Source organism: Streptomyces sp. Sge12 (assembly GCF_002080455.1).
In the GTDB taxonomy this organism is placed as follows: domain Bacteria; phylum Actinomycetota; class Actinomycetes; order Streptomycetales; family Streptomycetaceae; genus Streptomyces.
Genome location: NZ_CP020555.1, coordinates 6,497,157 through 6,520,764, shown reverse-complemented (window position 1 = coordinate 6,520,764; position 23,608 = coordinate 6,497,157). Strand labels below are relative to the sequence as shown.

Sequence of the window (23,608 nt, the reverse complement as noted above, 5' to 3'; positions counted from 1 at the left end):
AGCCGGAGGTACCGGACAACCCCTAGGGGCTGACCGGCGCCGCTGGGCCTGTGGCTGACCGGCACCGCCGGGCCTGCCCGACGGGCGAGGCCCCCCCTTGCCCTGCGGCCTGCCCTACGGCTTGTCCTGCGGCTTGTCCTCCGGCCGGCCGGTCGCCCGGCCCAGCAGCTTCGACGCCTGGGCCTTGAGGCCCCACTGGGTGACCCGCCACAGGGCCTCCACCACGATGTCCTTGCTCATCTTGCTGTCACCGAACTCGCGCTCGACGAAGGTGATGGGCACCTCCACCACGCGGAAACCCTTCTGCACGGCCCTGCGGGCCAGGTCGACCTGGAAGCAGTAGCCCGCGGAGGCCACCTCGTCCAGGCCCAGGCCCTCCAGGGTCTCGCGGCGGAAGGCACGGTAGCCGCCGGTCACGTCCCGGATCGGGACGTTCAGCATCAGCCGCGAGTAGGTCGAACCGCCGCGCGAGAGGAACTCCCGGCTCTTGGGCCAGTTGACGACCCGGCCGCCCGGCACCCAGCGGGAGCCCAGCACCAGGTCTGCACCGGCCAGCGCGGTCAGCAGCCGGGGCAGCTCCTCGGGCTGGTGGGAACCGTCGGCGTCCATCTCGACGATCACGCCGTAGCCGGCCTCCAGGCCCCACACGAAGCCCGCCAGGTAGGCGGCGCCGAGCCCTTCCTTGCCCTTGCGGTGCAGCACGTGGACGTGGTCGTCGCCGACCGAGAGCTCGTCGGCGAGCTTGCCGGTGCCGTCGGGGCTGTTGTCGTCCGCGACCAGGATGTGGGCCTCGGGCACCGCCGCGCGGACGCGCCCGACGATCAGCCCGATGTTCTCCGCCTCGTTGTAGGTCGGAATGATCACCAAGGCTGTACCGAGCGGCCCGTAGGTCCGCTGTCCGCCGTCGCTCACTGAGTCCCCTTTTGTGCTCTTGCACGTCCTGTACGTCTGGTCGCAGAGGATGACTTTAGAACAGGGAGAACAGGGATCGGGGCCCGCGGTCCTTCGGGCCGGTCGGACTCCCGCTGGCTGCGGGCCGCCGTGACCGTTGTCTACTGGACCGCCGGACCCCGATCCGGGGCCACCCGCCGCCCGGCGAAACCTTCCCTCGCCCCCGAGGCGCGGGCGCGCTGCGCAGACGGAACCGTCCGGCACGGACTTCCTGTGGTGGACCCGGCCGAACCTATCCGGGTCCGACCGCCCGTACCGAACCGAGGCCCGTCGGATCACCCCTGTGGGCGTACGAATACCTCCCGCCCGCCGACGACGGTGGCGAGGCACACCGGCAGTTCGGAACCGGGCGTCAGGTCGGGCAGTCCGGGCGTGCCCGAGCGGGGGTCGGTGGACCAGCGCGCGACCCGGTCGTCGGGGGCCTGGACGATCAGGTCGCCCGTCTGCCAGACCGCGTAGTCGGCGGGTGCGCCGGGAACGAGGACGCCCGCGTCGTCGCGGCCCAGCGCCCGCCAGCCGCCCCGCGTGTGGGCGGTGAAGGCGGCCCGTACGGAGATGCGGTGCTCGGGGGTCCGGTGGAAGGCGGCCGCGCGGACGGTGCCCCACGGGTCGAGCGGGGTGACCGGGGCGTCCGAGCCGAAGGCCAGCGGGACACCGGCCCTCAGCAGGGCCGCGTACGGGTTGAGGGTGCGGGCGCGATCGGCGCCGAGCCGGTCGGCATACATGCCGTCCTCGCCGCCCCAGGCCGCGTCGAAGGCGGGCTGCACGGAGGCGGTGAGCCCCAGCTCCGCGAACGCGGCGATGGTGGCGGGGGTCATCATCTCGACGTGCTCCACCCGGTGCCGGGCGGCGCGGACGCGGGCCAGGCCGACCTTCTCGGCGGCCGCCCGGACCCCCTCCACCACGGCGGTGACCGCGGCGTCGCCGATGGCGTGGAAACCGGCCTGGAGCCCCTCCTCGGTGCAGGCGGCCACGTGCTCGGTGACGGCGTGCACATCGAGGTATTCGGTGCCGGTGTGCGCGGCGTCGGCGTACGGGGCGTGCAGGCACGCGGTGTGCGAGCCGAGGGCGCCGTCGACGAACAGGTCGCCGGCCGCTCCGACGGCCCCGAGCTCCCTGGCCAGTTCGAGGTCCCGGTCGCCCCAGTACCCGAACACGCGCGGTCCGGGCCGCTCGGCGGCCAGGGCGAGCAGCCCGGTGAAGTCGTCGGCGGAGGAGATCTCGGGCCCGCCGCACTCGTGGACGGAGCCGATCCCGAGGGAGGCGGCGCGGTCGAGGGCGGCCCGCTGGGCCTCGGCGCGCTGCACGGGCGTGACGGCGGCCAGCGCGGCCCTCCGCACGGCGTGGTGGTCGTCGGCGGTCAGCGGCCGGTCGCCGTCGGGCCGTACGCCCGGCACGAGGGCGAGCAGGGCCGTGGTGACCACGGCCGAGTGCACGTCGACGCGGCTGAGGTAGAGCGGGCGGCCGCCGGCGGCCTCGTCGAGCTCCGCGCGGTACGGGGCCCGGCGCTCGGGCCAGCGGGCGGCGTCCCAGCCGTGCCCGAGGAGGACCCGGTCGGCCGGACGGCTCGCGGCGTACGCGCGTACGAGGTCCAGCGCGGCGGACAGGGAGCGCGCGCCGGTGAGGTCCAGGCCGGTCAGGGCCAGGCCCGCGGAGGTGGTGTGGACGTGGGCGTCGGTGAAGGCGGGCGTGACGAGCGCGCCGCCCAGGTCGACGACCTCGTCCACGCCCTGCGCGAAGGCGTCGGCGGCGCCCTCGGAACCGACCCAGGCGATACGGCCGTGCTCGACGACCATCGCGGTGGCGAAGGGGTCGGCGGGGCTGTGGACCTCGCCCCCGCGGAGGAGGACGGTCCTGGTCGGTGCTCCGGCGGCGTCGGCGGAGTGGGCGGTGCGGTCAGTCATGCCGACCAGTGTCCCGCGTCGCCCACCCCGGCCCGACCACCGGGTCCCCGCCGGGCGCGGCCCGGACGCGGGGTGAAAGCGGGCCGGGACGGCTCGGGCGGGACGCGGGCGGGGCGCGGGCGGGACGCGGGCGGGGGCGCGGGTCAGACGCGCGGCGGGCGGGCCTCGTAGGGGGTGGAGAGGACGACCGTCGTGCGCGTCGCGACGTGGGCGAGGGCGCGCAGCCGGCCCAGGAGGTCCTCCAGCTCCAGAGGAGTGGCGACGCGGACCTTCAGGATGTAGTTCTCGTCGCCCGCCACGCTGTGGCAGGCCTCGATCTCGGGGACCCCGGCCAACCGGTCGGCGATGTCGTCCGGGGCGCTCGGGTCGAAGGGCTTGACCGAGATGAACGCGGTCAGCGGCAGCCCCACGGCCTCCGGATCGACCACGGCCGCGTACCCGCGGATCACTCCGCGCTGCTCCAGACGTCGTACTCGCTGATGGACTGCCGACGTGGACAGTCCGGTGGCCTTGCCCAGATCCGTGTAGCTCATCCGCCCGTCCCGCACGAGCAGATCAACGATCTGGCGGTCCAGCTCCTCCATTGCGCTCATAGCCGCTCAACTTACGGCCCAAGGGCGCTCCAGGCCCAGTGCTGTCCGCCCACTGGAGGCATCTGCGGCAGGCATGTGACGAAGGCCACAGGGGTATGCAGGTGGAGGCCTGTCTGTTGTGGTTACTCGTGACGCTCGACGGGAATTGGTTGCTGTGGCCGAGGCCGAAGAACCTGCCCGCCCGGCCCACCCAAGGGGGAGTACATCCATGCTGAATACCAAGCGCGCCGGTCGCACCGAACCGGAGCCCCTGGAACTGCTCGATTCCGCGGACGGCACCTACCCGGACGACGGCGCGGACGGCGAGTACCTCGACGAGATCGAGGGATTCGAGATCCACCACGCCATCTGCCCCGACTGCGGCCAGTCGATCGCCCTCGTCGCGGACGAGGAGTACCTGCCCCAGCACGCCCTCTGCCTGACCCCGTGGAACCCCTTCGGCCTCACCGTGTGCGCGGGCACCGGGCGGCCCGCGAGCGACGCGCTGCCCACCGTGGGCATGATCCAGCCGGTGGAGGCGCAGGAGCTCGAACCCGTCGTCCTGTCGACCCTGCCCCAGGGGCTGGACTGGCGGACGCAGCCCTTCTCGCACGTCGGCGGTCCGGGCTCGCGCCCGGTGCGCGTGGTGAGCCCCGTACTGCCGCGGCCGCAGACGCAGACGCGCCAGCAGCACGCCCAGGCGGCCTGAGGCCCGGGCGGCCCGCCGGCCGCCGGGCCCCCTGCCACCCCTGCCACCCCTTACACCCCCACTCCCCCTCGAGCCGGCTCCCCTGCTCCGCGCGCGGCCCTACCAGTACGTTCCCTGCACCATGGCGGCCAGGCTGGCGTGGTGCAGGATCAGGCCGTCGGGATCCGCCGGGACCTCGACCTCGCCGAAGTGGGCCTGCCGGTAGGCGATGCGGAGCATCACGATCCCGTGCCGCAGGGCCGCGTAGAGGGTGTGGAACTCCATGTCCCGGGGCGTGTGCCCGGTGAGTTCGGCGTACCTGCGCTCCAGGTCCTCGCGGCGCAGGAAGTCCGGCAGGCCGGGCTGGCCGAAACCGACGGTCAGGTCCTGGAAGAACCGGTGCAGGTAGACCGTCCAGCCGAGGTCCACCTCACGGGGGGCGTAGCCGGCCATCTCCCAGTCCAGGACGGCCACCGGTGTGAAACCGTCGTAGATGACGTTGCCGATGCGGGCGTCGCCCCAGTTGAGGACGGCGGGGCCCTCGTCCTGCGGCCACAGCTCCTCCAGGCGTGCGAACGCCCGCTCGATGAGCGGCGACGGGGCGAGCCCGCCCACCACCCAGGAGTAGTAGGCGCGTTGGGCGTCCACGTGCCGGCGCAGGGGGGTGCCCTCCCCGTCGGGGAGCAGGAACTCGGCCTCCTTGGACGGGAACTGGTCGTGCAGGCGGGCCAGCAGCGAGATGCTCGCCTCCTGGAGGACGGCGCGCTCGGCATCGGTCGCGGCGTGCAGCCAGTTGCCCTCGTAGGTGTACGGCATCACATCGGGCGGGACCCGCCCCTCGGCACGCGCCATCACGAAGAACGGCGCCCCCAGCGGCCCCGGATCCTCCTCCAGCCACTGCACGCGCGGTACGGGCACGTCCGTGTGCCGGGCGACCAGGCTCATCACGCGGTGCTGGCGCGGCATGTCGTAGGTCGGGAAGACGGTGTAGGCGGCCGGGTCGGCGGCGAGCCGCAGCGCGCAGGCGCGCAGCGGGGCGTCGGGGTGCTCTATGTCGAAGAGCAGGGTCTCGCTGGACATCCCGTTGGACCCGGGGACGGAGACGTTGGTGACCTTCGCGCCGGGGAGCCTGGTGTCCAGCCAGGCGGCGAGACGGCGGCCGAGCTCCTCGGGCTCCCGGGTGGAGGTACGCGGACGTGGTGCGGTGGCCATGGTCGATCCCCTTTCCTTCTGGTCGTACCGGGCCTACTGGGCGACGGAGGAGTAGTCGGCGAAACCGGTCGGGTCGTGGCGCCCGAAGCTGCCGTGCTCGAAGATGCCGTGGCCGATCTGCCCGTCGAGGGTGAAACGGGCCGAGTGGTCGGTCACCCCGAAGGCGGCCATCGGGTGGGCCGCGGGGTCGGAGAGGTCGTAGACGCGGCGGTCGGTCCAGCCGCGGCCCTGCCAGGTGCCGTGCTGCCAGTCGCCGGCGGGCGGATAGCCGGCGCCGACGGCGAGCGGGGAGGAGTTCAGGATCTCCACGGCCAGCTCCAGGGGCTTGCGGGAGGGGTCGGTGAGGTGGACGACGGCCCGCTCGGGGTGCCGGCTGCCGGGCCGGTAGCGGATCTCGGTGTGCGGCCAGCCGAGTTGGACGTCGTGGCGGCCGCTGCCCTCGGGGAAGACCTGCACGGCTTCGTTCAGGGTGCGGTGGCCGTCGGCGTCCTCCTGGACGATGACCATGACGAAGCGGTCCTCGAAGCGGACCGGGATCCACAGCCAGTGGAAGCCCTCGGGGCGGTACTCCTCGGCAGCGCGGCCGCCCTCCTCCCCGGGGATCGGGCGCACGCCCCAACTCCGGTCGCGGGTACCGGTCCACTCCCCCGGCGTGAGGACGAACTCCTCGCTCTTGGCCCGGATCGTGCCGGTGGCCCGGCCGGCCTGGACGAAGCGGCGTCCCTCCAGCATGAGGCGGTCACCGCGCCGCTGGACGTGGTGCGGCTCCCAGACGGCAGGGAACTCGGCGGTCCAGGTGATGTCGTACGAGAGCCCGTGCGGGTCTGCCGGATCGGGAGCGCAGCGCAGCGTGAGCTGTTTGAGCGGCACGTCGACGGTGATGGACAGGGGTCCCACCGAGAGGTTCATCCGGTCGTCGGTGAGGGCGTCGGAGGCCCGGACGGCGATGAGCTCGTCGCCGATGCGGAGGGTGGCGTAGGCGTCGATGACCCCGGCGTTGGGGTACACGCCGAGGCCGAGGATCAGGACGGCGCGGCCGGCGTGGTCGAAGACGTGGAAGATGCAGCGGTCATAGGCGTTCCGGTCACCGCTGACGACGTGCTTCATCGACAAGGGGGCCTGGTGGATGGGGTATTCGTCGAGCGCGACGGGCCGGTCGGCGGGCATGGCGAACCTCCTGGACGGGCAGCTTCGGGGCGCGAAGGGGCGGCTTGGGGGGGCGGCTTGGGGGCGGCTCAAGCGGATATGACGGTACGTCAGAAACAGCCCCGGGGGCCACCCTTCTGGCACGCCATGACAGCCCGGCGCACTTCGCCGTGCCCTCCGGGGGCGGGGGGGGCGCCGGCCGGGCGGGGTCGAAGGCGGCGGCGGGCTTCGGGGGCGGCAGCCGACCGGGCGGGGCCGAAGGGCGGCGGGGGGACTTCGGAGGCGGGAACCGACCGGGCGGGGTCGGAGGGCGGCGGGGGACTTCGAGGGCGGCAGCCGACGGGCGGGGCCGAAGGGCGGCGGCGGGGACTACGGAGGCGGGAACCGACCGGGCGGGGGCCGAAGGGCGCGGGCGGGGACTCCGCGGGCGGCAACCGACCGGGCCACGTCGGAGGGCGCCGGGGGACTTCGAGGGCGGGAACCGACCGAGCGGGGTCGGATGATGCGGGGCGGCATTGGCGGGCGGGAGCCACTCGGCCGGTAGTCAGAGATGCGTATGGGGGTTTCCCGTCAGTCTCATCGTCTCTCCGTGTCGGGCCGGTCCCTCAAGGGCGCTCCCTTCGGTCGCGTCGCTTCGCGATGGCCTTCGGCCACCCTTGACCGACCGTCCCGCCCCGGACATACGAAGACTGCCGGGAAACCCCCAAAGGAACGGGCCGGGCGTTCCTTTCCAGGGACGGGCACATCAGAGACCCGCGAGCAGACCGGGCGCAGGCACGCCCCCGAGACGGGCCCACCCGAAGCCACCTGCCGGGCCGGGGGAAGCGCAGCAAATCGCTACGCGCTTCTCGCCTCTCAGCGTCTCCAGCCCGTCTTGGGTCGGACATAGGCCGCCCACGACCGTTGGCCCATCTCATTCACGCGTCCGACGACCACCTTGGGCTGGGCATAAGCCGCCCACGGGCGGTTGGCCCTCCTCGGTCACGCGTCCGACGACCGCTGTGGGCGGGACATAGGCCGCCCAGGGCGATTGGTGCTCCTCGGCCCCGCGTCCGGCGACCGTCCGGGGCTGGACATGGACCGCCCACGACCCGCTGGCGCTTCTCTATCACGCGCCCAACGACCGCCTGGGCTGGGCATAAGCCGCCCACGACCCGCTGGCGCTCCTCGGTCACGCGTCCGGCGACCGTCTCGGGTCGTTGGGAGGGGCTGACCGCCGATCCTTCGGCTATTTCGTCGTGGATGCGGGTCAGCGCCGGACCGAGCCCACAAACAGGGGCACATACGGGAGCAATTGGGGCAAACTGTGGGCCCTTTGCGGCATCCACGTGCCCTGACCCGCATCCACGACGAAATAGCCGCTGTCCCACGCTTTTCCACCCCGGATGGGCGCCAGGCGCGGTCGTCGAGAAGCATCAACGGCCCGTGGGCGGCCTATGCCCGGCCCAAGGCGGTCGTCGGACGCGTGTCGAGCCTCGAACCGAGGTCGTGGGCGGCCTATGTACAACCCCGGACCGCCGTCGGACGCGTGAAGGAGAAGCGCCCACGGTCGCGGGCGGCCTCTGTCCAACCCAGTGCGGCCTTCGGACGCGTGACCGAGGAGCGCCAATGGGTCGTGGGCGGCCTATGTCCAGCCCCAGACGGGCTGGAGACGCTGAGAGGTGAGGAGCGCGTAGCGATTGGATGCGCCCACCGACCCGGCAGGCGGCTTCGGGCGTGCCCGCCTCCGGGGCGTGCCATGCCCGGTCCGCTCGCGGGTCTCTGACGTGCCCGTCCCTGGAAAGGAACGCCCGGCCCGTTCCTTTGGGGGTTTCCCGGCAGTCTTCGTATGTCCGGGGCGGGACGGTCGGTCAAGGGTTGAGCGCAGCGAAATCGCGAAGCGACGCGACCGAAGGGAGCGCCCTTGAGGGACCGGCCCGACACGGAGAGACGATGAGACTGACGGGAAACCCCCATACGCGTCCCTGACTACCGGCCGAGTGGCTCCCGCCCGCCAACGCCGCCCCGCATCATCCGACCCGGCCCGGTCGGCTCCCGCCCGCGGAGTCCCCGCCCGCGCCCTTCGACCCCGCCCGGCCGGTTCCCGCCTCCGAAGTCCCCGCCGCTCTTTGGCCCGGCTCGGTTGGCTGGCGCCCTCGAAGTCCCCCCGCCGCCCTTCGACCCCGCCCGCCCGATCGGCCCCCGCCCCCGGCGACACCTCGAACGGATAGGCGCACCCCGGCGGCGATTACCCGGGCCTTCGGTTCCGCGTTGGCCGGGTATGACCATGCTTCAGTCTTCAACGGGCCGAAGGCGTCGCCCGGTGCCGCCGGGTTTCGAAGAATCGGTTCAGCGGCCGCGCGAGCAGCAGCCGCAGCAGCCGCAGCAACCCCAACCGGCGCCGGATCCGCCGATCTACCGCGATCTGCTGGCGCGGTGGGCCGACGCCGGCCGGACTCTGCCCGGCCGGCGTGATCCGGAGTGGTCGCGGCTCACGTCCTCCCCGGTCTGGCCCACCAAGAGCAGCGGGCTGTACTGACCGCGGTCAGCGCGTCTCCGGGCCCGCCAGGTGGCGGGCGATGACCATGCGCTGGATCTGGTTGGTGCCCTCCACGATCTGGAGCACCTTCGCCTCCCGCATCAGCCGCTCGACGGGGAAGTCCGCCGTGTAGCCGTATCCGCCGAGGACCTGCACCGCGTCCGTGGTGACGGACATCGCCGCGTCCGTGCAGAACAGCTTGGCCATGGCCGCCTGGCGGGAGAACGGCTTGCCCGCGTCCCGCAGCCGCGCGGCCGCGAGGTACAGCGCCCGGCCCGCCTCGATCTTGGTGGCCATGTCGGCCAGCATGAAGCGCAGCCCCTGGAAGTCCGCGATGGGGTGACCGAACTGCTTGCGGTCCAGGGCGTAGGCCAGCGCCTCGTCCAGCGCGGCCTGGGCCACGCCGATGGCGCAGGCGGCGATGCCCAGGCGGCCCGCGTCGAGCGCGGCCAGGGCGATGGTGAAGCCCTGCCCCTCCTCGCCGATGCGGCGGGAGTCGGGGATCCGTACGCCGTCGAAGTGCAGCTGGGCGGTGGGCGAGCCCTTCATGCCCATCTTCTTCTCGGGCACGGCCGCGGTCAGGCCCGGGGCGTCCCCGGGGACCAGGAAGGCCGTGATCCCCTTGGGGCCCGGGGCGCCGGTGCGCGCGAGGACGGTGTAGAAGTCGGCGACGCCGCCGTGGGTGATCCAGGCCTTGGTGCCGGTGATGAGCCAGTCGTCGCCGTCGCGGACGGCCTTGGTGGTGAGCGAGGCGGCGTCGGAGCCGGCGGCCGGCTCGGAGAGGCAGTAGGCGCCCAGCAGGCCGCCGCCGAGCATGTCGGGCAGGTGGGCGCTCTGCTGCTCCTTGGTGCCGTAACCGGCGAGGCCGTGGCAGGCCAGGGAGTGCACGCTGACGCCGAGCCCGACGGTGAGGCGGGCCGCGGCCAGCTCTTCGAGGACCTGGAGGTAGACCTCGTAGGGCTGCTCGCCGCCGCCGAATTCCCCGGGGTACGGAAGGCCGAGCAGGCCCGCCTCGGAGAGCAGGGTGAAGACCTCCCGCGGGAACCGGCCGGAGTCCTCCTCCTCGGCCGCCCTGGGGCGGATCTCCCGCTGCGCGATCTCGCGTACGAGGGCGAGGAGGTCCCGGGACTCCTCGGTGGGCAGCTGTCGGTCCACCGGCTGCGGGGCGCGGTCTGTCATGGCGGCGCTCTCCTCCCTGGTCGGGCACGGCGGCGGCGCGTGAGGTGTGGGACGCGGCGCCGGGTCTCGGTATTCCCACAGCCGATGTTGCCCTCCCGGATCACGGAAGGGGCTGTTCAGAGGCTGCGGCGGGTTGAGTATGCCCGATCAGGGGCTTCCCGTCACCGGTGCAAGATCACCTCGCCGGTCGGACGGCTCCTCGGCTGTGGGAGGTGCCGGACACTCCGGGACGAACTCCTCGATCACTGTCAGTGTCGCGCGCAGCTGGCGCACCAGCAGGGCTCCGAGCGCGGTGCGGTCGGGCTGGTCCGGGGCGCCCAGTGCGCCTGTCCAGTCCAGGGTGGTCCCTTCGACCGCGGAGAGCCAGCCCACGAGGGCGAGGCGGGCGATCGGCGGGAGGGTGCGGCGTCCGTAGGCGCCTTCGGCGATCGTGGCGACGAGCTCCTCGCGGACGGAGTCGCGGATGGCGAGCACCTCGGCGTCGGATCCGACGCCGCCGGTGACGATCGTGCGGTAGGCGGCGTGGTGGTGCTCGGCGTAGTGGAGGTAGCCGTCGATGGTGCGGCGGACCCGCTCCACGCCGGGGAGGTCGGTGTCGCCGCCGGCGCGGGCGACGAGTTCAGCCAGGGAGTCCTCGACGATGGCGAGGTAGTAGCCGCGCTTGCTGGTGAAGTAGTAGTAGATCAACCCCTTGGCGACGCCCGCCTGTTTGGCGATGTCGTCCATGGAGAGCGCGTCGTACGAGGTGTCGGCGAACAACTTGCGCCCGGTGGCTATGAGTTCGGCCTTGCGTACCTGGGATCGGCCGGTCGCTCCACGCTGTTGACTATTATTCAAATTCAGCCCTAGCCTCGAACTGCCACAGAGTGCCCGCAGTATGGCAGACCTGTGTGCCGAGCCCTTTTTTTCGCACTCCCCCTGCGCACCGCACGACGTACGGGAGGATCAGCCGTCAGCGACGGGCTGCGGCTTGCGGCCTCGTGATCCCGGAGGGCCGGGAGGGGCTCAGAGCCAGCCGATCTGGGTGACGAACATGGCGACGACGACCACGAGGGTCCAGCCGAGCACGTGCTCCAGCCAGGAGGAGTCGTCCTTGGGACCTCCGGTACGGACGAGGTTCCGGGGGGCGGCGGTGGGGGCGGCGCTGTCGGCAGTCATGGTGTCCAATGTGCCAGCGTTCGCGGCTTTCACGGTAGATACGCCATGGGTGGCATGCGTCACGCAAACACCGACAGAGGCAGCCAAAGGCGGACAGGCAGACAGACCGGCAGACAGGGCGGCCACGGGGCCGGGACGGCAGACGGCCGGGTCCCGGCCTCCTCGGTCGGGACCCGGCACGCTCACGCATCCGGCTTCCGGCGCCCTGCTCCGGCGCTTCCTCCGGCCCCCGGTCAGACGCGGGACTCGCGGTTGCGGCCCGCCATGGCGGCCATCGCGAGGCCGAGGCACAGGGCGAGACCTCCGGCGATCACATTGCTGACCACCGTTCGCGTCGTGTCCATCTCGCCGGCGATGGCCCACGGGGCGATGATCGTCCACGCACCGAGGGCGACCGCCGTCCACGCCATCGCGTGGGTGCGCTCGTAGGCGGAGCCCAGACCGCCCATGCACAGGCAGAAGGCCAGGCCGGCTATCAGGTTGTTGATCGCCAGCGGGGTGAGGTCGCTGAATCCTGCGATCCACGGCGAGGCGGCCAGGTACAGGCCCGTGATCAGGGCCAGCGCTTCGACGGCCTGCGCGCGGGGGGTGCTGGTCACCCGCTCGAACCGGGTGCGCATCTCGGCGAGGTCGGGGTGGTGTTCGATGCTGGGATGGGTGGTCATGGCTGGCCGCCTCCTACTGAGAAGCCTTTATGTGCCATTTACCCCACTATGTTCCGCTTACCCGTGCCGCTTGGTCAACGGGGAATTTCGCGGCCCCCTCACAGCACCCCCACCGCCCGCAGCGCGCGGATCTGCGCCCGGTTCGGGAGGGCCGGGGCGTAGAGGTAACAGATGCCCCCGGAGCCCGAGGTGACCTTGCCGGAGACGCCCGTGCGCTTGGTGCGCAGCCAGATGTTCTCCCACTCGGCGCGCCGGTAGACGCGGCGCACTGCGGGGTTGTCGGGCGAGTTGGGGTCGTTGGCGATCACGTCCCCGGCCGCGGTGAAGCCGATGACGGTCATCAGGTGGCCGGCGGTGCCGTAGCCCGCGCCCGTGAGTTCGTCCGGGCGGAAGGACTGGGAGGTGATGGCCGGGAGGCCGGCCCGGACCAGGGTCTCCAGGTCGGCCAGGGAGGTGAGGCGGGTGACGACTCCGGCGAGGCCGCGATAGGTGGCGGCGTAGGCGGCGTTGAAGGGCCAGTTGCCGCAGCCCTTGTATGCGGCGTCGTAGGTGGAGCGGGCCGCGTGGCAGACCTGCGGGTCGGCGTACCCCGGATTGACCCAGGTCAGGGAGGAGGGGGCGGCCTTGCCGCCCCAGTACTCGATGATCATCTGGGAGGAGGTGGGGCTGCACCAGGCCTCGCCCCCGTTGTCGTACTCGGGGTACTGGCCGGCGTGGATCTCCTGCGAGTAGCGCGGGACCTTCAGCTCGTGCGCGGTACGGGCGGAGGGCGCGGAGGGGGTGACGGTGAAGCGGTCCGGCACGTCGGAGACCATGGCGCCCGCGAGCCATACGGTGGGTCCGCGGCCGGCGCCCGGGCGCCGGTGGAGGGTGAGCCGGAGCTGCCAGGCCGCGATCCGCAGGCCGGCGGCCGCGGCCGGGCTGTCGAGGGCCAGGGTGTCGGTCCAGACCGTGGACCTTCCGTCGGTCTGGCCGTCCACCGAGGTGCGGCGGATGTCGCCGTCGCCCGAGGCCCAGCGGCCCATCACGTACCAGGGGGTGGTCGTGCCGTCGGTGTAGGTGCCGCGCAGTTCGATCTGGATCCAGGTACCGGCCGGGGTACGGGCGTTCCAGGAGGCGATCGCCTCGGTGGCGGGCACGCCGGAGCGGTGCACCGGGGAGGTCCAGGTGGCGTACTCCCAGGTGGCCTTGCGCCCGGTGTGCGGGTCGGCGTACTCGGTGCGGCCGACGGCCGCCGCGATCTCCAGGCCGGGGCGGGAGCCGCCGACGGCGGTGGTGCCCCGGTGGGTGCCGGCGAGCCAGTGGGCGTAGGAGTACCAGAAGCGGTTGTCGACGGTGGGGCCCGGCACCCGTGGCGCCGCGGGGGTGGCCGCCGAGGCGCTGCCGCCGGGGACGGTGGCGGCGGTGGCCGCGGCGGCGACCGCCAGTGCGGCGACGAGTACGGCCCTGCGCGGCGTGGGTTCGGTCATCGCGGGTTCCCCCAGGGTGGGTCGGCGTTCCGGTGGCACTTCGGCGGCTCGTGGGCGTCTTCGGCGTGGGCGGCTCGTGGGCGTCTCGTGGGCGGCTCGTGGGGCGGCTCGTGGGCGTCTCGTCTTGGGCACGTGGACGGCACGTGGGTGGCATCACCCTTCCAGTTCCCGGCGTCGGCGGCCCGAAGCCACGGCTCGTGTCGGGCTTGTCTACGCTGGTCGGGTGGAGCCACAGCAGTCACTTGAGTCACTCGCACGGGAGCTCGCGGCCGCGGCGCCCTCGCTCGGCCCGGTACGCCTGATCGGGATCGACGGGCACGCGGGGTCCGGGAAGAGCACCTTCGCGGGACGGCTCGCCGAGCTGCTGGGGGCGCCCGTGCTGCACCTGGACGACGTGGCCACCCATGCGGAGCCGTTCGGCTGGGAGGAGCGGCTGCGCGCGCAGGTGCTGGAGCCGCTCGCCGCCGGCCGGCCCGCGCACTGGGCCCCGTACGACTGGGTGGAGCGCCGCTTCGGGCCGGAGCGGGTGCTGGAGCCGGTACCGGTCTTGCTGGTGGAGGGGGTCGGGGCCGGGCGGCGGGCGTTGCGCCCGCGTCTGGCGCGGCTCCTGTGGATGGAGACGCCCCGCGAGGAGTCCTGGCAGCGGGGGCGAAACCGGGACGGGCGTGAACTTTCCGACTTCTGGGACGGATGGGAGCGCGCGGAGCGCGCGCACTTCTCCAACGACCCTTCGCGCCCCTTCGCCGACACCCTGGTACGCCAGAGCGGTACGGGATACGAGTGGTCTTCCGGGACCCGAGCGACGGCGGGAACCTCCACTTCCGTCACTGCGCGTGACGAACTCCCCCGGGCCTGAACGGCCCCGGAATCCGGCGCCGCCGAGCCCCGGCCGACCCGCTTGACCCGGGGCCCGCACCGGCCTTACGTTCTCAATGCGAGGCCTTCACAGGCCGGCGCGGACACGAAGCCCCCGATTGTTCCCCCGTGATCGGGGGCTTCGTTCTGCCCGCGACCCCCTCCCCCGCGGTGTCGCACGGGGCGGATCCGCCCCGATCATTCACCCTGAGTCACCGGACGCCCGAGGGGCGCACGCCGGAACCGGGCCCGTCGCGCCCTACGTAAGGTGCGTGACCGCGGGTACGATGCAGCCCTGATTTCATCGGCGCAGTGGGCAACTCATGTGCTCGTCACAGGGGTTGCCGCGCACCACGGGGGCAGGCTTGTGGGGGACGTGATGGATTTCGGCACGCCGGGCAGCATGCACGCCCCGGCCGAACTCGCCTGGCTCCGCGGGGTCGACGCCTGCACGATGGGCGCCTATCCGCAGGCCGAGGAGGAGTTCCGGGCGGCCGTACGACTCGACCCCTCCATGGCCGACGCCTGGCTGGGCCTGCACGCGCTCCGGGTCGACACCGGCAACGCGTTACTTCGCATGTACGCCCACCGGGACCGGTTCGGCGAGCAGCGCGCCCGGCACCGGCGAACGCTGAACTCCTGGTACTGGCTGGGGTGGTGGGTGCAGCCGGTGCTGGAGAGCCGGCGGGACCTGCTCCTCGCCCACGCCTCGCACTGGCTGGACGGCCGCCATGTGCCGGAGCTGGACCAGGCGCTGGCCGCGCTGCCGCCGGTGGACACCGACGCGCAGGTGCGGTTCCTGCACGCCTGCCGCGCGTATCTGGTCAAGGACTGGGAGCAGCTGGTCCGGCACACCGAGCCGCTGGTGCACGATCCGCTGCTGGGCATCGAGGCCGGGCTGTTCGGCGGGATGGCGCGGGTCCGGCTGGAGATGTACGGGCAGGCGGAGCCGATGCTGGCGGCGGCGCTGATGCGGTGCCGCAGCGAGCAGCCCCAGCGCAAGGAGCTGCGGTACTGGCTGGCGCGGGCGCGGGAGGGCACCGGGCGCTCGGCGGCGGCCCTGCCGCTGTACCGGGCGGTGCACCGGGTGGACCCCTCGTTCATGGACACCGCGGCCCGGCTGACGGCCATCGAGGACGGCGACGACACGGACGGCGTGGCCGATCTGGCGGGCCTGGCCGGGTACGCCGGGTACGGGGGCTACGCCGGGCACGGCCCGGCCCCGGCCGGCGGGGACTTCGCGGCGGTCGCGCTGGGCGGCGGGCCCGTCCAGGACATCGCGGCGGACGGCCAGGTGGAGCCGGATCCGCTGGCTCCACCCCCTCCCCCGACGGGGCGGGTGGAGGGGGCGCGGCGCAAGGTGCCCGTCCCGCCGCAGGGCGCGGCCGAGGGGCTGCCGGCCGGGCCGGCGGATCCGGCGGCTCTCGCCGAGGCCCTGGCGGAGCTGGAGCGGATGGTGGGCCTGGAGCCGGTCAAGCGGCAGGTGAAGGCGCTCTCGGCCCAGCTGCACATGGCGCGGCTGAGGGCGGGCCAGGGGCTGCCGGTGCAGCCGCCGAAACGGCACTTCGTGTTCTCCGGGCCCTCCGGTACGGGCAAGACGACGGTCGCCAGGATCCTGGGCCGGGTCTTCTACGCGCTGGGCCTGCTCGGCGGTGATCATCTGGTGGAGGCCCAGCGGGCCGATCTGGTGGGCGAGTTCCTCGGGCAGACCGCGGTGAAGGCGAACGAGCTGATCGATTCGGCGATCGGCGGGGTGCTGTTCGTGGACGAGGCGTACTCGCTGTCCAACTCGGGCTACAGCAAGGGCGACGCGTACGGCGACGAGGCCCTCCAGGTGCTCCTGAAGCGGGCCGAGGACAACCGCGACCACCTGGTGGTGATCCTGGCGGGCTACCCGGCCGGGATGGACCGGCTGCTCGCCGCCAATCCGGGGCTGTCCTCGCGCTTCACCACCCGGGTGGACTTCCCCAGCTACCGGCCGCCGGAACTGACGGCGATCGGCGGGGTGCTGGCGGACGCGAACGGGGACCACTGGGACGAGGAGGCGCTGGAGGAGCTGCGCAGCATCAGCGGGCACGTGGTCGAGCAGGGCTGGATCGACGAGCTCGGCAACGGCCGGTTCTTGCGGACCCTGTACGAGAAGAGCTGCGCGTACCGGGACCTGCGGCTGGCCGGCTTCGCGGGTGAGCCGTCGCGGGACGACCTGGCCACGCTCCGGCTGCCGGACCTGATGCAGGCGTACGGGGAGGTCCTTTCGGGCCGCGGCCCCCAGGAACGGCCCGATCCGCCGCCCCTGTAGCGGTCCGCCGCCTCCTCGCGGAGCCGGCGAACCCGGCGGACCCCGCCGTCAGTGCTTCGAGCCGCGGCCGCAGACGAGCTGGTACTCCGCGGTGCCCGTGTTGGCGCACCAGAGGTGCGGCCGGTCCGGCACGAAGGCGTACGCGGACAGCTTCATGTTGATCGGCCGGCAGGCCTGCTTGCCCTTGTACGGGGAGTACTCGGGGCATTTTCCGTTGTCGAGCTGCTGCATGTGGGCGCGGAGCGCGTCCAGGCCCATGTCCTCGACGCCCGGGTTGGTGGACGGCATGAAGCGGTTGGCCGACCATGAGCCGCCCATGGTGGCGAAGAGCGCGATCGCGCAGATCAGGCCTGCGGTCAGCCGGGACATCACGCGCGGCGAGATCCGGGCGGCCCGGTCCGGAGCGACCTCCTCCAGCGTGCCGCGGATCCAGCCGAAGACGCGCTCGTACGTCAGTATCACGCCGAGGACGGCCAGGACGATCAGGCAGTAGAAGATGATCCACGTGGTGCGCGGGTACAGCTGGACGGCCTGGGTCTGCTCCATCCGGGAGGCGAAGTGGAAGCGCAACAGCCAGGCGCCGGCCAGGACGAAGCCCGCGGTGCGGACCAGGAGGTTGCGCAGGCCGAGGCCCACGCCGATGCCCACGCCCAGGAGCAGCAGGATTCCGAAGCCGGTCTGGCCGGCCAGCTCGCCCGACGCGGGGAAGTTGTGGTAACTCAGTTCGCCGGTGCGGTCGGACGCCCAGCCCAGCACGTAGGCGGGGTCGAGGTAGGTGTTGATGTACGCGTAGCGGTCCTTCGTCGTGGCGCCGATTCGGACCAGCTGGTACAGCAGCGGCGCGCCGATCACGGCGGCGGTGACCAGTACGGTGCCGAGGAGGATCAGCGCACGCTTGATCGCGACCCGGCCCCTGCGCCACGGGAACAGCAGCAGGCCGAGGACGAACGCACCGGGCGCGGCCCAGAGGTACCAGCCCGAGTACCAGAGGAACATCACGCCGAAGGCGGTGCCGAAGCCGAGGCCGCGCAGCACCAGCGAACGGGTCGGGAGCTGCTCGGCACGGCGGACCTCACGGAAGCAGGCCGCGAGCAGCGGCAGCAGGACGAGCATGGAGCCGTGGCTGTACGGGCGGATCGGGTCGAGGAAGACGAGCGAGGCGGGCACCGCGATCGCCATCGCCCAGAACGGGCGCAGCAGCATGCGCCACGCGAGGTAGGCCATCGGGCCGACGAGTGCACTGAGGATCAGCTGCAGGTCCTTGAGGGCGTGGCCCACACCGGCGATGCCGTGGTGGAATGCCTTGGCCCAGAGCGCGAGCAGAGCGGGGAACAGCGGGGGGTAGACCCCCGGCAGGCTCTTGTGGCGCATCATGTCGTTGGCCATGCCCATGAGGACGCCGGGGTCGCCCTCCTGGCCGCCGAGGCCCCACGGTGTGCCGTTCAGGGCGACGGCCGTGCCGCCCGCGACGATACCGGTGGCCAGGCCCACGAGGGCCGCGCACACCAGCCGCTGCGCGACCCGGTAGTGGCGCAGCGTGCCCCGGTGGGCGAGGAGGAGCAGCAGCGCGAGGACGGGGAGGCCGATCAGCGCCACGTACTGCTGGACCTTGGCGAGGCCGCTGACCTGGCCGATCCGGCTGACGGGGTCGACGTCGATGCGGGTGCACAGCAGTATGAACCCGAGGGCGACGGCGACGCTGGCCACGGCCTCCCCCAGCGGAAGGAACCAGCGCTTCTCCGTCCAGCGGTCGAAGCGGCCGACCGGGCCGGCTGTCGACGTCCCGCCGGACGAGGCGCCTCTGGCGCCGTCCGACGTAGGGGAGGGGGCGACGACGTACTTCGGTGCTAACTCCGTCATGTCACATCGCTTCCGTGAAGCGGCGCTCTGTTGCAGGTCGGGCCTTGCTCGACGGGACGAGCGAGGCCGGCGGGACGCGCCGGCAAACCGACACCAGGCCCCGCCCGCCGACCTGCTGGTCGAGCGGGCGGGGCCTGGTAGGGCCGACGCCGTAGTCTTCCGTGCCGCTGCCCGTGAAGTCCAACCGGGCGGCCGGGGGCGGATCGACCGGGCGGCTACAGGCGGGCGAACGCCGGGCGGTGGGACGGGTCGCGGACTTCGCCGACCAGCATTTCCAGGACGTCCTCCATGGCGACCAGGCCCAGGACCCGTCCGCCCTGGTCGGCGACCTGGGCCAGGTGGGTGGCGTCGCGCCGCATCACGCTGAGGGCGTCGTCGAGCGGAAGGGTCGCCGACAGGGTGGTCATCCGGCGCCAGACCCGCTGGGGCACGGCCCGCTCCCGGTCCTCCAGGTCCAGTACGTCCTTGACGTGCAGGTAGCCCATGAAGGCGCCGCTCTCCGCGCGGACGGGGAAGCGGGAGTACCCGGTCCGCACGGTGAGCTGCTCGATCTGGCGCGGGGTCACCTCCGGGCCGACCGTGACCAGCCGGTCCGGGCCGAGGAGGACGTCGGTGACGGGGCGGCTGCCCAGTTCCAGTGCGTCCTCCAGCCGCTCCTGCTCGACCGGCTCCAGGAGCCCGGCCTGCCGGGAGTCCTTGAGGAGCCGGCCCAGCTGGGCGGAGGTGTAGACGGCCTCGACCTCGTCCTTGGGCTCCACCTTGAAGAGCTTCAGGACCAGCTTGGCGCAGGCGCCGAGCGCGGTGGTGACCGGCCCGCAGAGGCGGGCGAAGGCGACCAGGCCGGGGCTGAACCACAGGGCGGTCTTCTCGGGGGCGGCCATGGCCAGATTCTTCGGCACCATCTCGCCGATCACCAGGTGCAGGAAGACCACGGCGCTGAGCGCGAACGCGTAGCCGAGGGGGTGGATGAGGCCCTGCGGTACGTGGACGGCGTGGAAGACGGGCTCCAGCAGCCGGGCCACGGTGGGCTCGGCGACCGCGCCGAGGGTGAGCGAGCAGATGGTGATGCCGAACTGCGCCGCGGCCATCATGCGGGGCAGGTTCTCCAGGCCGTGGAGGACCTGGCGGGCTCGCTTGGACTCTGCGGCGAGGGGCTCGATCTGGCTGCGCCGTACGGAGACGAGTGCGAACTCGGCGCCGACGAAGAAGCCGTTGGCGAGGACCAGCAGCAGGGCGAAGAGGAGCTGGAGCGCGTTCATCGGGCGGCGCCTTCCAGCTCGGCCCGCTCGGGTTCGAGCGCGGCCGCGCCGCCGGTTCCGGGAGCCGGCCGGTACGTACCGGCCGCGGGTACCGCCGCGAGCCGGACCAGCCGGACGCGCTCGGCGCGGTTGCGGCCGACGCGGCGGACGGACAGCTTCCAGCCGGGGAGCTCGGCCCGGTCCCCGGGGGCGGGGATCCGGCCGAGGAGGTCGGCGACGAGCCCGGCGACGGTCTCGTACGGCCCCTCGGGCACTTCGAGGCCTATCCGGCGCAGGGTCTGCACCCGGCAGCTGCCGTCGGCCTCCCAGGAGGGGCGGCCGTCCTCCGCCGGTACGGCGGCCAGTTCGGGGCTGTCGTCCTCGGCGAAGTCGTGCTCGTCGCGGACCTCGCCGACGAGCTCCTCCACGATGTCCTCCAGCGTGACGACTCCGGCGGTGCCGCCGTACTCGTCGACGACGACGGCCATCGGCTGCTCGCTGCGCAGCCGCTCCAGCAGCGGCTGCACCGGCAGGGAGCCGGGCACCAGCAGCGGGGCGACGCAGATCCGGCTCACGCTCGTGCGGTCGCGCTCCGACTCGGGCACGGCGAGGGCGTCCTTGAGGTGGACCACGCCGGTGATCTCGTCGATGCGGTCGCGGTAGACCGGGAACCGGGACAGGCCCGTGGCGCGGGTCAGGTTGAGCACGTCGGCCGCGGTGGCCGTGTGCATCAGGGCGCTGACCTTCACCCGGGGGGTCATGACGTGCTGGGCCGTGAGCTCGCCCAGCGAGAGGGTCCGTACGAAGAGGTCGGCGGTGTCCTGTTCGAGGGCGCCGGCCTGGGCCGAATGGCGGACGAGGGAGACCAGTTCGCCGGGGGTCCGGGCGGAGGCCATCTCGTCGGCGGGTTCCACGCCGAGGAGCCGTACGAGGCGGTTGGCGACGGCGTTGAGGCCGGCGATCACCGGTCGGAAGGCCCGGGAGAAGGCGTGCTGGGGGCCGGCGACGAAGCGGGCCACCTGGAGCGGCCGGGAGACCGCCCAGTTCTTCGGGACGAGCTCGCCGACGACCATCTGGACGGCGGAGGCGAGCAGCATGCCGATGACGACGGCGACGCCGGAGACGGCTCCCTCGGGGAGGCCGGTCGCGGTGAGCGGCCCGGCCAGCAGTGCGGCGAGGGCGGGCTCGGCGAGCATGCCGACCACGAGGGAGGTGATGGTGATGCCGAGCTGGGTGCCGGAGAGCTGGAAGGACAGCTCCCGCAGGGCCTTGACCACCGTGCGGGCACGGCGGTCACCGTCGGCTGCGGCGCGTTCGGCCTCGGCCCGCTCCACGGTGACGAGGCCGAATTCGGCGGCCACGAAGAACCCGTTGGCGAGGATGAGGGCGAAGGCCGCCGCGAGCAGAAGTAGCGGGATGGTCATGCCGCCGCCTCCGGGGGGAGGGCGGCGCGGGTACTACCGGACGATCCGTCCATTGCTGGAGGGAGTCACTCCTCAAGTCGCAGGTGCCCACGGGCCACGAGGTCCCGGGGCCGGTGGGAGGGCGCACAGCTGCGCCCCGCCACCAGGGTAGTCATTGAGATCCCGGCCGCAACGGTACGCAGCCACGAGGATCGGCCGACTCAGTGGTCGTGTCCGCCCGTTCCGCGCGCCTCGGCCAGGGCGCGCAGGGCGCGTGCGTCGCCGATCGCCTGCTGCTTGGCCACGCCCGGCTGGATGCCGAGGACGGGCAGGCTGGTGCCGTCGCTGAGGTCGAGGAAGACCCACGGGTCGCCGGGGCGGAGGTTGACCCGCAGGATCTGGGCCCACTCCAGGCGCCGGGTGGTGGTCAGGTTGACGACGGTGACGCCGCTCTCGTCCGCGACCACCTTGGGGCGGCTGAGCAGGACGAGTACGGAGCTCAGCAGGACGGCGGTGAAGACGAAGCTGATCCGCTCGCCGGGGCTGAGGTTCTCCAGCAGCAGGGCGATGGCCGTGATGGTGGTGAACATGGCGAGGCCGACGCCCAGCAGGACGACCCGGGTGCGGGTCGGCCGGAAGGTGACCGGCAGGGCGGGCGTGACGGGCTGGGCGGCGGACTCGGCCATGGTGCGTTGCCTTCTGGAGGTGACGTGCGGGTCGGGCGGTCGGCGTGCCGGGTGGCGGCACGCCGGGCCCTTCCTAGAGGCGGCAGGCGTGGATGGAGGTGGTGAGGATCGCGCGCGCGCCGAGCTCGTACAGGTCGTCCATGATCCGCTGGGCTTCCTTGGCGGGGACCATCGCGCGGACGGCGACCCAGCCCTCATTGTGCAGCGGGGAGACGGTCGGCGACTCCAGGCCGGGGGTGAGGGCGACCGCGCGCTCCAGGTGCTCGGCGCGGCAGTCGTAGTCCATCATCACGTAGCTGCGGGCCACCAGGACGCCCTGCAGGCGGCGCAGGAACTGCTGGGCGCGCGGGTCCTCGGGGTCGGAGGCGTTGCTGCGGATGACGACGGCCTCGGAGGTCATGATCGGCTCGCCGATGATCTCCAGACCGGCGTTGCGCAGGCTGGTGCCGGTCTCGACGACGTCCGCGATGATCTGCGCCACGCCGAGCTGGATCGCGGTCTCGACGGCTCCGTCGAGGTGGACGACGGAGGCGTCGATGCCCTGCTCGGCGAGGTGCTTGGCGACGATTCCCTCGTACGAGGTCGCGATCGTCATCCCGGTGAAGTCCTCGGGGCCCTTCGCGGTGCCGGGCTTGGTGGCGTAGCGGAAGGTGGAGCGCCCGAAGTTCAGCGGGAGGATCTCCTCGGCGCTGGCGCCGGAGTCGAGCAGCAGGTCGCGGCCGGTGATGCCGATGTCGAGCTTGCCGGAGGAGACGTAGATGGCGATGTCCTTGGGGCGGAGGTAGAAGAACTCCACCTCGTTCTCGGGGTCGACGACCACGAGCTCCTTGGACTCCTTGCGCATCCGGTAGCCGGCCTCATGGAGCATCGCCGACGCCGGTCCGGAGAGTGAACCCTTGTTGGGGACGGCGATGCGCAGCATGGGGCTTCCTTTGGTGCGTGGATACGGGATTGCGGGCGGGGTGTGCGTGCCTGGCTCAGAGGTGCGCGTAGACGTCGTCGAGGGAGATCCCGCGCGCCACCATCATCACCTGGACGTGGTAGAGCAGCTGGGAGATCTCCTCGGCGGCGGCTTCCTTGCCTTCGTATTCGGCGGCCATCCAGACCTCGGCGGCCTCCTCGACGACCTTCTTGCCGATGGCATGGACGCCCTTGTCGACGAGCTCGGCGGTGCGAGAGGTGCTGGGGTCGCCGTTGGCCTTGGCCTGGAGCTCGGTGAAGAGCTCTTCGAAGGTCTTGGAGGATTCGTTCGCCATGATGGTCCTCAGAATACGGGGTTCCCCCGCGCCACTCAGCGCCAGGGTTCGCTGACGGTCCGCAGGGTCATGGCGGTGGAGACGGCGGCGGTGACCGCTTCGTGCCCCTTGTCCTCATTCGACCCTTCGAGGCCGGCGCGGTCCAGCGCCTGCTCGTCGTTGTCGCAGGTCAGTACGCCGAAGCCGACGGGGACTCCGGTGTCGATCGACACCTGTACCAGGCCCTGGGTGACGCCCTGGCAGACGTAGTCGAAGTGCGGGGTGCCGCCGCGGATGACCACTCCGAGGGCGACGATGGCATCGTAACCGCGACCGGCCAGTACCTTCGCCACGACCGGGAGCTCGAAGCTGCCGGGGACCCGGAGCAGGGTGGGCTCGTCGATGCCCAGCTCGTGCAGGGCCCGCAGGGCCCCGTCGACCAGTCCGTCCATGACCTTCTCGTGCCACTGGGCCGCGATCACGGCGACTCGGAGGTCTCCGCAGTTCTTCACGCTCAGTTCGGGTGCGCCCTTGCCGCTCACAGCTCTGCTCCTCGGTGGTTCGTGTCGG

Annotated in this window: 20 protein-coding genes; 3 read left to right on the top strand and 17 right to left on the bottom strand. The window is 72.5% G+C overall.

What is annotated here, in order from left to right; genetic code table 11:
• Positions 1 to 114: 114 nt before the first annotated feature.
• From B6R96_RS29340 to B6R96_RS29330, 3 genes are all read right to left on the bottom strand, one after another.
• A complete protein-coding gene (locus B6R96_RS29340; protein WP_030389948.1) occupies positions 115 to 912 on the bottom strand; it encodes a polyprenol monophosphomannose synthase in 798 nt (265 codons plus the stop codon).
• A 314-nt stretch (positions 913 to 1,226) separates the two neighbouring features.
• The gene (locus B6R96_RS29335) at positions 1,227 to 2,855 is read right to left on the bottom strand and encodes an amidohydrolase (RefSeq protein ID WP_081524096.1); all 1,629 of its coding nucleotides are present in this window, start codon (positions 2,853 to 2,855) and stop codon (positions 1,227 to 1,229) included.
• Between the two features lie 143 nt (positions 2,856 to 2,998).
• The gene (locus tag B6R96_RS29330; RefSeq protein ID WP_030030904.1) at positions 2,999 to 3,439 is read right to left on the bottom strand and encodes an Lrp/AsnC family transcriptional regulator; all 441 of its coding nucleotides are present in this window, start codon (positions 3,437 to 3,439) and stop codon (positions 2,999 to 3,001) included.
• 217 nt (positions 3,440 to 3,656) lie between these two features.
• Here B6R96_RS29330 and B6R96_RS29325 point away from each other — a divergent pair, with 217 nt between their 5' ends.
• Entirely contained in the window at positions 3,657 to 4,136 is a 480-nt protein-coding gene (locus tag B6R96_RS29325; RefSeq protein WP_030389950.1) for a hypothetical protein, read from the top strand.
• Between the two features lie 99 nt (positions 4,137 to 4,235).
• On the opposite strand, the gene B6R96_RS29320 is transcribed toward B6R96_RS29325, so the two are convergent.
• The 7 genes from B6R96_RS29320 to B6R96_RS29290 all read right to left on the bottom strand — a co-directional run bounded on the left by B6R96_RS29320 (position 4,236) and on the right by B6R96_RS29290 (position 13,462).
• Positions 4,236 to 5,327, bottom strand: coding sequence for a phosphotransferase family protein (locus B6R96_RS29320; RefSeq protein ID WP_081524095.1), 1,092 nt, complete (start codon positions 5,325 to 5,327; stop codon positions 4,236 to 4,238).
• A gap of 33 nt (positions 5,328 to 5,360) precedes the next feature.
• Positions 5,361 to 6,494, bottom strand: a complete 1,134-nt coding sequence (locus B6R96_RS29315) for a hypothetical protein (protein WP_081524094.1) — start codon at positions 6,492 to 6,494, stop codon at positions 5,361 to 5,363.
• A 2,503-nt stretch (positions 6,495 to 8,997) separates the two neighbouring features.
• Complete coding sequence (locus B6R96_RS29305) at positions 8,998 to 10,170, bottom strand: acyl-CoA dehydrogenase (protein ID WP_081524092.1); 1,173 nt, start codon at positions 10,168 to 10,170, stop codon at positions 8,998 to 9,000.
• A 147-nt stretch (positions 10,171 to 10,317) separates the two neighbouring features.
• Complete coding sequence (locus tag B6R96_RS29300; RefSeq protein WP_053702166.1) at positions 10,318 to 11,007, bottom strand: TetR/AcrR family transcriptional regulator; 690 nt, start codon at positions 11,005 to 11,007, stop codon at positions 10,318 to 10,320.
• Between the two features lie 168 nt (positions 11,008 to 11,175).
• Complete coding sequence (locus B6R96_RS36995; RefSeq protein ID WP_106977581.1) at positions 11,176 to 11,328, bottom strand: SCO1431 family membrane protein; 153 nt, start codon at positions 11,326 to 11,328, stop codon at positions 11,176 to 11,178.
• Positions 11,329 to 11,561: 233 nt separating this feature from the next.
• Entirely contained in the window at positions 11,562 to 11,993 is a 432-nt protein-coding gene (locus tag B6R96_RS29295; protein WP_030388531.1) for an SPW repeat protein, read from the bottom strand.
• A gap of 98 nt (positions 11,994 to 12,091) precedes the next feature.
• Complete coding sequence (locus B6R96_RS29290) at positions 12,092 to 13,462, bottom strand: peptidase C39 family protein (protein WP_081524091.1); 1,371 nt, start codon at positions 13,460 to 13,462, stop codon at positions 12,092 to 12,094.
• A gap of 223 nt (positions 13,463 to 13,685) precedes the next feature.
• On the opposite strand from B6R96_RS29290, the gene B6R96_RS29285 reads away from it, so the two are divergent.
• Positions 13,686 to 14,318 carry a uridine kinase family protein gene (locus B6R96_RS29285; protein ID WP_030388529.1) on the top strand — a complete coding sequence of 211 codons (633 nt, stop codon included), beginning with the start codon at positions 13,686 to 13,688 and terminating at the stop codon, positions 14,316 to 14,318.
• Positions 14,319 to 14,696: 378 nt separating this feature from the next.
• Positions 14,697 to 16,616: an AAA family ATPase gene (locus B6R96_RS29280; protein WP_053169649.1), complete on the top strand. Its 1,920-nt coding sequence runs from the start codon at positions 14,697 to 14,699 to the stop codon at positions 16,614 to 16,616.
• A 48-nt stretch (positions 16,617 to 16,664) separates the two neighbouring features.
• On the opposite strand, the gene B6R96_RS29275 is transcribed toward B6R96_RS29280, so the two are convergent.
• The 7 genes from B6R96_RS29275 to ribH all read right to left on the bottom strand — a co-directional run bounded on the left by B6R96_RS29275 (position 16,665) and on the right by ribH (position 23,580).
• Positions 16,665 to 18,476, bottom strand: coding sequence for a hypothetical protein (locus tag B6R96_RS29275; protein WP_081524090.1), 1,812 nt, complete (start codon positions 18,474 to 18,476; stop codon positions 16,665 to 16,667).
• Between the two features lie 215 nt (positions 18,477 to 18,691).
• Positions 18,692 to 19,735 carry a hemolysin family protein gene (locus tag B6R96_RS29270; RefSeq protein WP_053702162.1) on the bottom strand — a complete coding sequence of 348 codons (1,044 nt, stop codon included), beginning with the start codon at positions 19,733 to 19,735 and terminating at the stop codon, positions 18,692 to 18,694.
• Positions 19,732 to 21,138 carry a hemolysin family protein gene (locus tag B6R96_RS29265; protein WP_078971903.1) on the bottom strand — a complete coding sequence of 469 codons (1,407 nt, stop codon included), beginning with the start codon at positions 21,136 to 21,138 and terminating at the stop codon, positions 19,732 to 19,734. The genes B6R96_RS29270 and B6R96_RS29265 overlap by 4 nt, the downstream gene beginning before the upstream one ends.
• Before the next feature lie 200 nt (positions 21,139 to 21,338).
• On the bottom strand, positions 21,339 to 21,803 hold the full coding sequence (locus B6R96_RS29260; protein WP_030388524.1) for a PH domain-containing protein: 465 nt from the start codon (positions 21,801 to 21,803) through the stop codon (positions 21,339 to 21,341).
• Positions 21,804 to 21,876: 73 nt separating this feature from the next.
• A complete protein-coding gene (hisG, locus tag B6R96_RS29255; protein WP_030388523.1) occupies positions 21,877 to 22,725 on the bottom strand; it encodes an ATP phosphoribosyltransferase in 849 nt (282 codons plus the stop codon).
• 55 nt (positions 22,726 to 22,780) lie between these two features.
• Positions 22,781 to 23,059, bottom strand: a complete 279-nt coding sequence (locus B6R96_RS29250; protein WP_030388522.1) for a phosphoribosyl-ATP diphosphatase — start codon at positions 23,057 to 23,059, stop codon at positions 22,781 to 22,783.
• Between the two features lie 35 nt (positions 23,060 to 23,094).
• Complete coding sequence (gene ribH, locus B6R96_RS29245; protein WP_007262951.1) at positions 23,095 to 23,580, bottom strand: 6,7-dimethyl-8-ribityllumazine synthase; 486 nt, start codon at positions 23,578 to 23,580, stop codon at positions 23,095 to 23,097.
• Between the last annotated feature and the right edge of the window lie 28 nt (positions 23,581 to 23,608).

What these genes read in the sequence shown, in the direction of transcription:
- B6R96_RS29335 (WP_081524096.1), bottom strand. Translation starts at nt 2,855, where the DNA reads ATGACTGACCGCACCGCCCACTCCGCCGACGCCGCCGGAGCACCGACC.
- B6R96_RS29330 (WP_030030904.1), bottom strand. Translation starts at nt 3,439, where the DNA reads ATGGAGGAGCTGGACCGCCAGATCGTTGATCTGCTCGTGCGGGACGGG.
- B6R96_RS29325 (WP_030389950.1), top strand. Translation starts at nt 3,657, where the DNA reads ATGCTGAATACCAAGCGCGCCGGTCGCACCGAACCGGAGCCCCTGGAA.
- B6R96_RS29320 (WP_081524095.1), bottom strand. Translation starts at nt 5,327, where the DNA reads ATGGCCACCGCACCACGTCCGCGTACCTCCACCCGGGAGCCCGAGGAG.
- B6R96_RS29315 (WP_081524094.1), bottom strand. Translation starts at nt 6,494, where the DNA reads ATGCCCGCCGACCGGCCCGTCGCGCTCGACGAATACCCCATCCACCAG.
- B6R96_RS29305 (WP_081524092.1), bottom strand. Translation starts at nt 10,170, where the DNA reads ATGACAGACCGCGCCCCGCAGCCGGTGGACCGACAGCTGCCCACCGAG.
- B6R96_RS36995 (WP_106977581.1), bottom strand. Translation starts at nt 11,328, where the DNA reads ATGACTGCCGACAGCGCCGCCCCCACCGCCGCCCCCCGGAACCTCGTC.
- B6R96_RS29295 (WP_030388531.1), bottom strand. Translation starts at nt 11,993, where the DNA reads ATGACCACCCATCCCAGCATCGAACACCACCCCGACCTCGCCGAGATG.
- B6R96_RS29290 (WP_081524091.1), bottom strand. Translation starts at nt 13,462, where the DNA reads ATGACCGAACCCACGCCGCGCAGGGCCGTACTCGTCGCCGCACTGGCG.
- B6R96_RS29280 (WP_053169649.1), top strand. Translation starts at nt 14,697, where the DNA reads ATGGATTTCGGCACGCCGGGCAGCATGCACGCCCCGGCCGAACTCGCC.
- B6R96_RS29275 (WP_081524090.1), bottom strand. Translation starts at nt 18,476, where the DNA reads ATGACGGAGTTAGCACCGAAGTACGTCGTCGCCCCCTCCCCTACGTCG.
- B6R96_RS29270 (WP_053702162.1), bottom strand. Translation starts at nt 19,735, where the DNA reads ATGAACGCGCTCCAGCTCCTCTTCGCCCTGCTGCTGGTCCTCGCCAAC.
- B6R96_RS29265 (WP_078971903.1), bottom strand. Translation starts at nt 21,138, where the DNA reads ATGACCATCCCGCTACTTCTGCTCGCGGCGGCCTTCGCCCTCATCCTC.
- B6R96_RS29260 (WP_030388524.1), bottom strand. Translation starts at nt 21,803, where the DNA reads ATGGCCGAGTCCGCCGCCCAGCCCGTCACGCCCGCCCTGCCGGTCACC.
- hisG (WP_030388523.1), bottom strand. Translation starts at nt 22,725, where the DNA reads ATGCTGCGCATCGCCGTCCCCAACAAGGGTTCACTCTCCGGACCGGCG.
- B6R96_RS29250 (WP_030388522.1), bottom strand. Translation starts at nt 23,059, where the DNA reads ATGGCGAACGAATCCTCCAAGACCTTCGAAGAGCTCTTCACCGAGCTC.